Consider the following 12,906-nt stretch of genomic DNA (forward strand, 5'->3'; position numbering starts at 1 on the left):
AGAGATGGAAGAGAAAGAATTGTGGATGAATAAGTTGAAGGAGAAGCTTGCGGATTATTCCGAACCGGCGCCTGCTTCCGGTTGGGAACAACTGGAGAAAGAACTTATGCCTCCTGTGGAGAAGAAAATATATCCTTATCGAAAATGGATGATGGCTGCTGCAGCTATTATAATATTAGCTGTCGTTTCGTCAGTAAGTCTGTATTTTCTAGGGACACCCGCTGCGGATGAAATACGTCATATACAAACTCCGGCATTGGCTTCCACGCCCGATGCATTGCCGGGTGTGCAACAACCGGATATGCAGGGAACTGCTGTGGAACCTGTCTTACGGCCGGTAACTCGCGAAGATCGTTTGGCGAAAGTCGACAGGAATCATACGGAGCAGAAAACAGGTGTAGATCCATTAGGGATCGGTAATGAAAATAAACTTTCAACAGGAAATGGAGAAGACTCTTTGAGTGAGGAAGATAAGAATGTAAAAGGAAATGGAGAAACTGAAAATGTAAAAGATGAACCGAAGCAGGCAGAAAATACAGATGTCAGTCAGGGACAGTCACAGGATACAGAGCGATCGAATAACAGACCGCGTCGTCCTTCCGGTAAAGACAAACTTCATATTCCGACAGAAAAAAGATCTTCTCAAAAGGGAACATGGTCAATGGGACTTTCGGTAGGAAATTCAGGAGGTGCTTCAACAGAAGTAGGTGCCGGATCTCATGCTTATATGTCACGTGTGAGTATGCTTTCAGTTTCCAACGGTCTGATGGAGACGATTCCTAATGACCAAACATTGGTTTTCGAAGATGGAGTACCTTACCTGCGTCAGGCAAAACAGGTGGTTGATATTAAACATCATCAGCCTATTTCTTTCGGATTGTCCGTTCGTAAAGGTTTAGCTAAAGGATTCTCTCTTGAGACAGGACTGACTTATACGCTGCTTTCTTCGGATGCAAAACTGGCAGGTGAAGAACAACAGATAGAGCAGAAACTGCATTATATCGGTATTCCGTTGCGTGCCAACTGGAACTTCCTGGATAAGAAACTCGTCACTCTTTATGTTTCCGGTGGAGGTATGGTTGAGAAATGTGTTTATGGAAAGCTAGGATCTGAAAAAGAAACAGTGAAGCCTTTGCAGTTCTCGGTATCCGGTGGTGTAGGTGCGCAGATCAATGCAACGAAACGTTTGGGTATTTACGTGGAACCGGGTGTTGCTTATTATTTCAATGATGGCTCCGATATACAGACTATACGTAAAGAGAATCCGTTTAACTTCAACATACAAGCAGGTGTTCGTCTGACTTATTAGTACGAACTACCTCACTAAATATAGTAACGCCATCCGGTTCGGATACCGTCACTATCCTGATTGGATAGCGTCATTATCCTGACCGGATGGCGTTACTATTTGCTATTTACTATCTTTTTCTTCAGAAAAGTCGGATAATTGAGAAAATATTAATAATATTGTCACCTGTTTATGACCTATGGCTGCATACCTTTGTTGCAAAATTCTAAGATATGGTAGATTCTACAGATGAAAAACATTTATTAATCGACTTAAAAGGCGGTTCCTTTCAGGCATTCGAAAGATTGTATAATATGTATAGTGGCAAACTGTACAATTTCATTATGCGACTCTCTTCCGGCAATCAATATATGGCCGAAGAAGTGGTGCAAGCCACTTTTATTCGTATATGGGAAGTGCATGAAAAAGTAGACCCGGCTTCCTCGTTTATCTCTTTTCTCTGTACGATTGCCAAAAACTTATTGATGAATATGTATCAGCGTCAGACCGTAGAGTATGTTTACAATGAATATCTCATGAAAAGTAGCGTAGACCGTGATTCACAGACAGAAGAGAATATTGATCTGCGCTTTTTGAATGAGTATATCGATTCTCTTGCCGAAGAACTGCCTGCGCAACGGAAGAAAATATTCATTTTGAGCAAAAGGCAGAATTACACAAATAAAGAAATAGCCGAAATCATGGGAATTTCCGAAAGTACGGTTGCTACCCAATTATCTTTGGCTGTGAAATTTATGCGTGAACAGTTGATGAAGCATTATGATAAGGTAATTACCCTTTTGTTGGCCTTTTTTGTTAATGAAATGTAATAGTAATACTTGTTTTTGGATGGGAAGTAGGATGAAAATGTATACTTGTAAATAAGTGGAAAGATGGATAAGACACATTATAAAGAGCTAATTGAAAAATATTTCGAAGAAACGATCACGGATGTCGAGATAAAAGAACTGTCAGACTGGATAAAGAATGACCGTCAGTTGCATGACTGGTGGGAGCAAGAGTTTGAGAGATCGGATTCCTCCATGAACCCAGTGTTGCGTGATAAACTTTTTGCCCGGATCAAAGAAGAGACTTTGGGCAAGGAAGTGCGCCCCCTCCGTATCATCCCTTGGAAATGGGTTGCTGCTATTTTATTACCTGTCTGTGTCGCTTTCTTCACTTACTATCTTTTAGATTCTTCTCCAACGGCAGAAACACCCTTTATTGTGAAAGCGGGCAAAGGAGATAAAGCAACCATTGAATTGCCGGACGGAACAAATGTTGTTCTCAATTCAGCTTCCCAATTAAGTTACCTGAATAACTTCGGAGAAAAAGTTCGTCGCGTGCAACTGAATGGTGAAGCCTATTTTAAAGTAGCCCATGATGAGAAACACGCCTTCATTGTGCAAATCGGTGATTTGGAAGTGAAAGTGCTCGGTACTTCTTTTAATGTATCTGCCTATGAAGATGCCAAAGACGTGACAGTCGTTCTTTTGGAAGGAAAAGTAGGGGTCTATGCGCAGAAAATATCGCATATCATGAAGCCCGGCGACAAAATAGAATATAATAAAGCCACTCATAAGATAACAGCCACTCAAGTGCATCCGAATGATTATATTGAATGGACGAAAGGAAATATCTATTTTGAGAAAGAATCTTTGGAGAATATAATGAAAACCCTTTCACGTATCTATGACGTAGAGATTCGTTTCGACTCCAATAAACTACCTAATGAATATTTCACCGGAACCATTCCGGGAGGCGGCATACAGAATGCGCTGAATATTCTGATGCTTACTTCACCTTTCTATTATGAAATGGACGGTTCGGTGATTGTTTTGAAGGAGAAATAAATGGAACTTTCATAGAGTATCTTTGTTTATTCATCGAATAACGTCTATATTTGTGGTACACTAATTTGAAGATGCAATGAATACATTAGAGCGTAAATTGCCGATAGGGATACAGACATTTGAAGATATACGCCGAGGAAATTATCTTTATGTGGACAAGACGTCTATTTTATGGCAAATAATAAATACGGGAAAGCCTTATTTTCTTAGTCGTCCCCGTCGTTTTGGCAAAAGTCTGCTAGTTTCTACTTTTGAAGCCTACTTTCAGGGGCGTAAAGACCTTTTTGAGGGTTTGGCAATTGAAAAGTTAGAGACAAAGTGGGAGCAATATCCGGTTCTGCATCTTGATTTGAATGCGAAGAGATATGAGACGGCAGCAGATTTGGTTGCCATGCTAAATCAGTATTTGGAGAAATGGGAAGCCGTCTATGGTGATGAGAAGAAAGACCGTAGTCCTGAAGAACGCTTTAGTTACATCATCGAGCAAGCCTATTTGAAAACTGGAAAAGGAGTTGTGGTATTAGTAGATGAGTATGATAAGCCTTTGCTGCAAGCCCTTTTAGATGAAAACTTGTTGGATGAATACCGTCGTATTCTGAAGGCTTTTTATGGAGTACTAAAAAGTTCCGATCGCTATCTTCGGTTTATATTCTTGACAGGAGTCACAAAATTTGCCCAAGTAAGTGTATTCAGTGATTTGAATCAGTTGAATGATATTAGTATGAAAATTCCTTATGCCAATATTTGTGGTATTACTAAGAAGGAGTTAGTATCTACATTTACTCCCGAGTTGGAGCACTTGGCAGAAGTGCAGGAGATGTCCTTTGAAGATACAGTCGATAAAATGACAGCAATGTACGATGGCTATCACTTTACATATAGCGAAGAAGGACTATTCAATCCCTTCAGTGTGCTCAATGTCTTTGATGGATTAATGTTTGATAATTACTGGTTTCAGACTGGTACTCCTACCTATCTTGTAGAACTGCTGAAACAAAGTGATTATGATTTACGTTTGCTGATAGATGGCTTGGAAGTAGGAAGTTCCGGATTTGCAGAATACCGTGCGGAGACAAAGAATCCCCTTCCGATGATCTACCAAAGTGGTTATCTGACAATTAAAAATTTCGATAAATCATTGAACCTATATACATTAGGCTTCCCGAATGACGAGGTGAAATATGGTTTCCTTAAATTCCTGATACCCTATTATACCCCCATCTCTTCTGATGAAACGGATTTTAATGCAGTTAAGTTTGTCCGTGAACTTCAGTTGGGCGACGTTCATTCCTTTATGGAACGTATGAAATCATTCTTTGCCGACATTCCCTACGAATTGAATACAAAGACTGAACGTCATTATCAGGTTATTTTCTATCTTGTCTTTAAGTTGATGGGACAATATGTAGATGCGGAAGTACGCAGTGCAAAAGGCCGTGCCGATGCAGTGGTGAAAACAAAAGACCGTATTTATGTTTTTGAGTTTAAGCTGGAAGGAACAGTAGACGAAGCTCTGAAACAAATAGATGAAAAAGGATATCTGTTACCTTATCGAACAGACGGGCGTGAACTGGTTAAAGTCGGTGTCTCCTTTAATGCTGAAGAACGTAATATCGGTGAATACAAAGTAGTTTAATTACTTATTGAGTACAATATAGAATAGAACCATTCCGAAGCCCTCTACTTAGGAATGGTTTTTTTTGTTCTCTGAATTGAATAAGTTAACGAGAGTTAAAGTCTGATAGACGGTTGGACGAGCGAGTATAGCAGTCTGTATACCTATCAAACAACTTAAAAGTTTTGATATATGAAGCACAAAACAACCTTTGAAAAACTCCCTCAAACAAACGTGGGGAGAAGTAAGAACTGGAAAACACTGCGGGCTATTTGTCTGCTATTGTTTTTAAGCGTCTCTTTTACCGCTTATTCTCAAATAACGGTGAATGTGAAAGACATCTCTTTGAGAGCCTCTTTAAAGAAAATCGAGCAAGTAAGCAATTACAAATTCTTCTACAATGAGAGCCTTCCGGAGTTAAACCAAAAAGTTTCGTTAAATGTGAAAGATGCAACGATTGAACAAACCATGCAACAACTTTTGGGTAAAATGGAGTTAACCTACAAGAAAGAGCAAGAGAATGTCATTGTATTGATTCGTAAACCACAAGAAAAGCAGCGTAATATAAAGGTTTCAGGAACCGTAGTTGATTCGAATGGAGAGCCTATTATCGGTGCTAGTGTTGTGGTCAAGGGTACATCTAATGGAACAATAACTGATTTAGATGGTAATTTTTCCATCAATGATGTCTCCGAAACATCTCAACTAACAGTTTCCTACATCGGATATAAACCCGTTCAACTTCGTGCTACCGATAAAAATATGGCGAAAGTTGTTCTGCAGGAAGATAGTAAGATGATTGAAGAAGTCGTAGTCGTTGGCTATACTCCTATGCGTAAGAGTGATTTCACAGGTTCTTTGGCAAGTGTTAAGGCTAGTGAATTATCTCTTTCAGCAGCAACCGCCGGACAAGCTTTAGTCGGTAAAGTCGCTGGTGTACAGGTGATGCAGACAAGTGGTGCGCCGGGAGAAGGAGTGAAGATTAAAGTTCGTGGAACGAACTCTCTTTCAGCTAGTACAACACCTCTCTATGTGATTGATGGATATCCGGCTTCAGAAGATGTATATATCAATCCCGAGGATATTGAAACTATTGATGTATTGAAAGACGCAGCTTCGGCAGCCATTTATGGTTCTCGAGGTGCTAGTGGCGTGGTACTTATCACCACAAAGAGGGGTAATTCGGGAAAAGCCCGTATTGATTATGACTATCAGTTTAGTATGCAACAAGTAGAGCGTAAGATTAAGTTGCTGGATGCCTATCAATACAGGGATTTGGTAATTGAAGCCCGTAATAATTCTTATCGTGATAAAGCAGAAGCTGCTGGAAAATCATGGAACCCATTGGATGATAATGCAATAAGAGCTTCAAAAGGTTTTAACTTGAATGAAGTGGGCATTTCTGATTTGTTTTTTGATTTCACAACCGGAAAACCGGTCGATCCTACTTACAATACAGATTGGCAGGACGCCATCTATGGGAATGCTCCGATGCATCGTCATAATCTATCTGTTACAGGAGGACAGGATTTCTTGAAATATCGTTTTAGTTTGGGTTATCTGGATCAGGATGGAATTATAGCTCCTTCCGGACATAAGCGTTTGAATGTTCGTGCCAATGTAGATGCAGAAGTCACGAAACGCTTGAAAGTTGGAGTAAACTTTTCTTTTGTTGATGTTTCGGAACGACAGGTTCAAGCAGACGGTCGTTATATAAATGATGGTGTCGTACAAAGTGCTCTATTAATGTTTCCTCAATTCCCTGTATATAATTCGGATGGAACTTATGCAGTCGGAAATCAGATTGCGATGAAAGCTGATGGCTATCAGATGGTCGAGAATCCCGTGGCACTTGCTCATGAAATTGATATCCGCAACAAGTCAAGCCGAATGAATTTCAATGCTAATATCACTTATGATATATTGAAACAGCTTCAGTTTAAAGCCAATTTGGGAACTCAATATTATACTTCCCGTTATAATTACTATCGTCCGCGTACTGTAGGACAAGATGGTGATATGCCCAATTCGGATGCTGTTCAGGCACGTGTGAAAGCTCGTGACATAACAAATCGTGATATTGACCGTTTGGGAGAGTTTACGTTAAATTATAATGGTGAATTCGGGAAACATCGCCTGAATGCTTTAGTGGGCTACACCTTACAGAAAAAAACTTATGACCGCGTAGCCGTTGAAGCAACAGGTTTTCCCGACGACCGTATTCATGAAGTGACAGCGCATGGTCCGAATGCTTCCGATATAGGCTTGTATAGCAGCGATACCCGAAAGGCTGCATGGACAATGATGTCTTATCTGGCACGTGTAAACTATTCATTCGATAATCGCTATGTAGTGACGGGTACAGTAAGAACTGACGGATCTTCACGTTTTGGAAAAGAAAACCGTTGGGGTTGGTTTCCTTCTATTTCTTTAGGTTGGACTATATCGAATGAAAAGTTTTATCAGGATTTGTTAGGTAATAATTCATCCTTAAAACTTCGTGCCAGTTGGGGATTGAGTGGAAACAACAATATTGGTAACTACGAGCATACAGCTACTATGTCTCAAGGTGGTTACGTATATGGTAATACTGTCGAAACAGCCTATTGGCAAGGAACTTTCAAAGATGCGGCTATCGGATGGGAAAAAACATCCCAATACAATGTAGGGTTTGATTTGGGATTATTCAATGGTCGTGTCAACTTGATAGGTAACTATTATAATAGTCTTTCGTATGATTTGTTGTACGACCAGCCTATATCATCCATATCGGGCTCTTCCAGTGTAAAAACAAACTTGAAAAATGCAAAAGTACGTAATAGCGGAGTTGATTTCCAAATAGACGGGCGTATTTTGACAGGAGATTTTAAATGGAATGTAAGTGCTAATATATCAGTAAATCGAAATAAAGTTGTCGATTTGGGTGGTATTAATGATTTGTATTTAGTTAGTGAGCGCAATGTGGTAAGCCATGTGACCCGTTCCGGGCTTCCTATCGGCTCTTTCTATGGCTACATTGCTGATGGTATTATTTCCGAGAAGGATTACACCAATATAATGATTGATAAAAGCAATCTGGTTAATGGCAAATTTCCTGACGGATATCAGTTGATAGGACCGGCAGTTCCTAATTATAATAACATACATCCGGGAGATGTGAAATGGCGGGATGTTGATAAGAATGGTTTGATTACAGAAAACGACCGTGAAATTCTAGGCAATGCTTACCCGGATTTTACATACGGTATCAGTACCGATTTCTCTTATAAGAACTTTGATTTGAGAGCGACATTTACCGGTTCTCAAGGAGCTGAAGTAATAAACTTCCAGAAATATTATCTGTACAATATGGAAGGCTCCGGCAATCAGTTGGCATCTGTTTTGAACCGTTGGCATTCTGACGAAAATCCGGGTTCCGGCGGAGTGTTTCGTGCAGCGCGTAGTTCCACTCCTAATACCAGTCAGCGGCTTAGTTCTTATATGGTGGATGATGCTTCCTATTTCCGTTGTGCAAATATCACATTGGGGTATAATTTTCCGGTGAAGTGGATGCAGAAAGTGAGCGTTCAGGCGTTGAGGCTATATGTCAGTGTTGACAATTTATTCACATTGACCGATTATGAAGGATATAATCCTGAAGTGGATTATAAAGGTAATAACCTGTTACCCGGTTTTGATTGGGGAGTTTATCCTTTGGCACGTACTTATAGTATAGGAGCAAAAATAACTTTTTAAATAAATAAAGAATCAGATTATGAAAAAATACATAGTATTTATCGCAGTAAGTTCGCTATTGTTTTGCAGTAGTTGTACGAGTTTTCTGGAAGAAACCAATCCAAATAAGATTCCGGCCAGTACTTTCTATCAGACCGAAGATGATATTGCAATGGCTGCGAATGGTGCGTATGCAGCTTTGAGAGGAAACGGGTATTATAAGAATATGTATTTGTACACAGATGTTCGTTCGGAAAACACCACGTTGCAGGATCCGGGAGCAGGAAATGGGGTTAATTATCAATTTTATAACTATACATTGACAACAGATAATGCACAAGTGAAAACTCATTGGGCAGATTTGTATAAATGCGTGACAAGAGCTAATATAATATTGGATCAGATAGATGATATTCCTTTTAAGGATGAAGTTGTGAAAAACCAGAAAAAGGCGGAAATGTATTTCTTGCGTGGATTGACTTATTTTCATCTTGTAATGCAGTTTGGAGATGTCCCTATCGTAACCAAAGAACTAAAGACGAAAGATGAAATTCAGAAATATACTGCCCGCCAGCCAAAGAGCGAAGTCTATAATTTGATTATTTCCGATTTGACACAGGTTATTAATAGTGAATTGCCGGATATTCAAACGGGTAATGGGGTAGGCCGTGCTTCAAAAGCTGCTGCGTATGCTTTATTGGGCAAAGTTTACTTGACAATGGCTGCTGATTCTGATTTTCAGTCGGAAAGAACTTCAAATCTGCAATCTGCGAAAACAAATTTAGTTGCAGCATGGAACATGAAACCTTTTACAAGCCTGAAAGATATCCCTTATGCTGATGTTTTTGATAAGGAAGCTCAAACATTCTGTCAAGAGAATATTTTTCAGGTGATGTATAAAGGAGGCAACTCCAGTTTAGCCTCAAATTACGCCTATATATTTCAACCCACTTCCCAGACGGGGCTTACTTCGCAGAAAACGGGGACGGGGAATAATATACCGACGTCTGATATGATGAGTGCCTATGAATCGGGAGATACGCGTAAGGCTATCTCGTGCGGTACGTCACAGAACGTTAATTATGTGAAGAAGTACACAGATCTCGATGACATAAATGGCTATGGGGCGAATAACTGGATTGTGCTTCGTTATGCCGATGTCGCATTAATGTTGGCAGAAGTGAAAATGCATTTGAGCGAGAATGATGCGGTAAGCTATTTGAACATGGTACGCGAACGTGCTGGTCTGGATGATTATTCCGGCAGTAGTTTGCGCGATGCGATCCTTCGTGAGAGAAGAGTCGAGTTTGCTTTTGAAGGACAGTATTGGTATGATTTGTTACGTCTTTATTCTCGTCAGGAACTGTTGGAGCACATGAAAGCGAAGAATCCAAATTTCTCTGCGAAAGATTTTTTGTTGCCTATCCCGTATGATGAACATAAACTGGATCCGACAAGAATGTATCAAAATGAAGGATATAACTAAAAATAAAATAGTATGATAAGAAAAATCTCAAATATCATTTATATATCAGTATTAGCAGTCGTTTTATTTGCTTGTGGGGATGATAGTACGATTGAAGAACAGGGGAGTGGAACGATTACTGCTAGAGTTATGGCAAGTAATGCCTATCCGGCATTAGAAGAGAAAGTTGTTCTGAAGGTAGCTCTTAATGATGGGCAAGACATCCAATCTGTGGTTTGGACGATGGAAGGGCAGACATTGGGTGAAGAACCTGAATTGGAATATACGTTTACGAAAGAAGGAAGTTATAATATTTCGGTTAGGGTGACAGATAAGACTGGCAATGTAGCGGCGGCTCTGCAGAAATTACAAGTATCCGGCAAGAGTTTACGTTATGCTTTGCAACACTTTGACCCTGCAAAAGTTTGGATAATGGGGCATCGTGGCAATTCTTCCAACCCGAATATTCCCGAAAATTCGATAGCTGGAATTGAAAGTTGTATAGAATTAGGGGGAGCTGTAGATATTGTAGAAGTAGATCCTCGCATGACAAAGGATGGAGTAATTGTGTTGATGCATGATGAAACCATAGACAGGACAACTACAGGGAAGGGGAAAGTGAAAGATTTGACTTATGAGCAGCTCCAGTCTTATCGTCTGAAGCTGGCAGACGGCACAGTAACCAATCACACGGTCCCCTCTTTGTATGACGCATTGGTTGCAGGGCGGGGAAAGATCTTTTTTGATTTGGACTTCTTGAATAAAGTGTCTCCTAAAGAACTGTATGATGTTGTGAAAAGCTGTGGGATGTTAGACCGTGTGTTCTTTTATACATCTAATAATCGGGATGTCTTGCAGAATATTTTGGATTATTCGCCGGCTCCTATACCTTATCCGCAGTGTGAAAACGAGGAGCATGCAGATTTCCTTTCACAGCAACCAGGAGTGATGTTTGCCCAGATATCTTTGTCGAAAACATTAAATGGCGGGCTCTCGACAGCCATATCTTCAAAAGGGCTGTTTGTCTCGACTAATATGTTAGATATGAATGGTTATACCTATGATACACAGATGACACAAGGAAACTATACAGGAGTGGACTTGATTTTGTCGAAGGGGATTAATCTGATACAGACAGACCATCCCCAGTTGCTGGATACCTATCTGAAACAGAGAGGTAAAAGATAATTGGTTTTAATCTTAAATAATGAATAGAATGATTATGAAGAAATATATATTCCTGATAGTGACAGTCGTTTGTCTATTTGCATGTAAGGACGGCGATGAAGTGCGGCAGACAACCTCCCCGGAGGCTTCTTTTTCTATAGATAAAGAAGAATATACGGTCGGTGATATCGTTTATCTGACTGATGAATCAGTAAAGACGGAAGGAGAGATAGTAGAGTACTTCTGGCATTTTGGATTTGAGGGGGAAGGGAATAGGGCTACTACTAAAGATGCGTCCGTTTTGTATAAGAAAGCTGGAGCCTATGTTATTAAATTAACCGTGACAGATGAATTCGGAGGATATGCAACTGCATCCCATACTGTTGTGATTCGTCCGACGAATATGCCTCCGGTTACAGACTTCAGCTATAGCCCTGCCATTTGTAAAGTGAATGAGAAAGTTCAATTTACCGATAAGTCTGTGGATGAGGATGGAGAAGTAGTTGCTTACGAGTGGGACTTTGGCAATGGACAGACCTCTCAAGAAAAAGACCCGGAAATAACTTTCACGACAACTGGATTTGTAACAGTAAAGCTGACAACTACTGATGATCGTGGAGCTACTAATACAAAACAAGCTACTCTGTACGTTCGTGACACCTCCATATCCGGAGTGACGATTCTTTGGGACAAGACGTTTGAGACATCTTCTTCTTTACGATCCATATCCCCTGCTGTAGGTGACAACGGGGATGTATATGTGTCATCCAATGCACTCCACCTTTTTGCTTATTCGCCGTCTGGAGAGCAAAAATGGATGTTTGATTTAAGTAAGGACGGAGGAGCTGGAGATCAAGGTTCGTCTCCTATGGTAGGTGCGGACGGAACTATTTATATGGGTGCGAGTACAACAGACAAAAACATAAGCAGCAGTCTGTATGCTATTCATCCGGATGGGACACAGAAGTGGAGATACGAACTAGGTATTGGTACTAATATTCCCTATATCTCTCCTGCTTTGTCTCGTGATGGTAATATCTTGATTGGAAATAGAGGGACGGATGGTTCTGTACATATGGTTGACCGTAGTTCCGGCAGACAACTTTGGAGACGCAAATCTCCCAATGGTGGTGCTAATGGTGGTATATCGGTTGGACAGAATGGAGTTATCCATTCAGCCTTGTCGGGAGCGAACGGATTTGCCCGTACTACGCAAGATGGTGTGAACTTGTCTCCTAATCTAGGGAAAGGAAATACGGCTGCTGCTGTATATCCCGCTATTGATGCGCAAGGAAATGTATATGTGGCATTTTCAGAGGGAGTGGTTGCTGCTTATGATAACCAGGGTAATGAGCTATGGAGATATCCGGCGAGTGGTACTATGGGCAAGATTGACCAGGGAGGACCGGCTATCGGTGCTGACGGAACCATCTATGTGGGTACAAAGAATCCGAATGCCCAAGTTGTTGCCCTGACTAAAGGAGGAGCAAAAAAATGGAGTTATTCCTCTGTCGCTGAAATAGGAACAACACCGGCTATAGACAGTGACGGAAATATTCACATATGTGATGATGGCGGTAACTATATAATATTGAATGCTGATGGTACGGAGAAATATAAGAGACAATTAGGTTCTAAAATTTGGTCGTCACCAGTCATTGCTGACTATGGTATTGTGTATGTCACGTATGAGGATAATGGTGCCTGCAAATTGATAGCTATTGATTGTGGTATTGAAGGGCCTGCAAATTCACCATGGGCACAGCGCGGACAGAATGCAAAAAGAAATGCTTTACAAAAATAA

The 12,906-nt window shown here is 40.5% G+C and carries 8 protein-coding genes; all 8 read left to right on the forward strand.

Annotated features, from left to right (window positions below):
* Nucleotides 1–4 precede the first annotated feature (4 nt).
* Nucleotides 5–1,309: an outer membrane beta-barrel protein gene (locus tag Bovatus_RS24270; RefSeq protein WP_004302283.1), complete on the forward strand. Its 1,305-nt coding sequence runs from the start codon at nt 5–7 to the stop codon at nt 1,307–1,309.
* A 212-nt stretch (nt 1,310–1,521) separates the two neighbouring features.
* On the forward strand, nt 1,522–2,118 hold the full coding sequence (locus Bovatus_RS24275; protein WP_004302285.1) for an RNA polymerase sigma-70 factor: 597 nt from the start codon (nt 1,522–1,524) through the stop codon (nt 2,116–2,118).
* Nucleotides 2,119–2,181: 63 nt separating this feature from the next.
* The gene (locus Bovatus_RS24280; RefSeq protein ID WP_004302286.1) at nt 2,182–3,141 is read left to right on the forward strand and encodes a FecR family protein; all 960 of its coding nucleotides are present in this window, start codon (nt 2,182–2,184) and stop codon (nt 3,139–3,141) included.
* Nucleotides 3,142–3,217: 76 nt separating this feature from the next.
* Nucleotides 3,218–4,777, forward strand: coding sequence for an ATP-binding protein (locus Bovatus_RS24285; RefSeq protein ID WP_004302287.1), 1,560 nt, complete (start codon nt 3,218–3,220; stop codon nt 4,775–4,777).
* Between the two features lie 171 nt (nt 4,778–4,948).
* The gene (locus Bovatus_RS24290) at nt 4,949–8,491 is read left to right on the forward strand and encodes a TonB-dependent receptor (RefSeq protein WP_004302288.1); all 3,543 of its coding nucleotides are present in this window, start codon (nt 4,949–4,951) and stop codon (nt 8,489–8,491) included.
* Between the two features lie 19 nt (nt 8,492–8,510).
* Nucleotides 8,511–9,956 (forward strand): RagB/SusD family nutrient uptake outer membrane protein, encoded by a 1,446-nt coding sequence (locus Bovatus_RS24295; protein WP_004302289.1) that lies wholly within the window; start codon nt 8,511–8,513, stop codon nt 9,954–9,956.
* A gap of 12 nt (nt 9,957–9,968) precedes the next feature.
* Nucleotides 9,969–11,123, forward strand: a complete 1,155-nt coding sequence (locus tag Bovatus_RS24300; RefSeq protein ID WP_004302290.1) for a glycerophosphodiester phosphodiesterase family protein — start codon at nt 9,969–9,971, stop codon at nt 11,121–11,123.
* A gap of 28 nt (nt 11,124–11,151) precedes the next feature.
* Nucleotides 11,152–12,906: a PKD domain-containing protein gene (locus tag Bovatus_RS24305; protein ID WP_004319695.1), complete on the forward strand. Its 1,755-nt coding sequence runs from the start codon at nt 11,152–11,154 to the stop codon at nt 12,904–12,906.

The organism is Bacteroides ovatus (assembly GCF_001314995.1).
Taxonomy (GTDB): Bacteria; Bacteroidota; Bacteroidia; order Bacteroidales; family Bacteroidaceae; genus Bacteroides; species Bacteroides ovatus.

Bases quoted from the DNA above. Each gene is read 5' to 3' on its own strand.
- Bovatus_RS24270 (WP_004302283.1), top strand. From the start codon at position 5: ATGGAAGAGAAAGAATTGTGGATGAATAAGTTGAAGGAGAAGCTTGCG.
- Bovatus_RS24275 (WP_004302285.1), top strand. From the start codon at position 1,522: ATGGTAGATTCTACAGATGAAAAACATTTATTAATCGACTTAAAAGGC.
- Bovatus_RS24280 (WP_004302286.1), top strand. From the start codon at position 2,182: ATGGATAAGACACATTATAAAGAGCTAATTGAAAAATATTTCGAAGAA.
- Bovatus_RS24285 (WP_004302287.1), top strand. From the start codon at position 3,218: ATGAATACATTAGAGCGTAAATTGCCGATAGGGATACAGACATTTGAA.
- Bovatus_RS24290 (WP_004302288.1), top strand. From the start codon at position 4,949: ATGAAGCACAAAACAACCTTTGAAAAACTCCCTCAAACAAACGTGGGG.
- Bovatus_RS24295 (WP_004302289.1), top strand. From the start codon at position 8,511: ATGAAAAAATACATAGTATTTATCGCAGTAAGTTCGCTATTGTTTTGC.
- Bovatus_RS24300 (WP_004302290.1), top strand. From the start codon at position 9,969: ATGATAAGAAAAATCTCAAATATCATTTATATATCAGTATTAGCAGTC.
- Bovatus_RS24305 (WP_004319695.1), top strand. From the start codon at position 11,152: ATGATTATGAAGAAATATATATTCCTGATAGTGACAGTCGTTTGTCTA.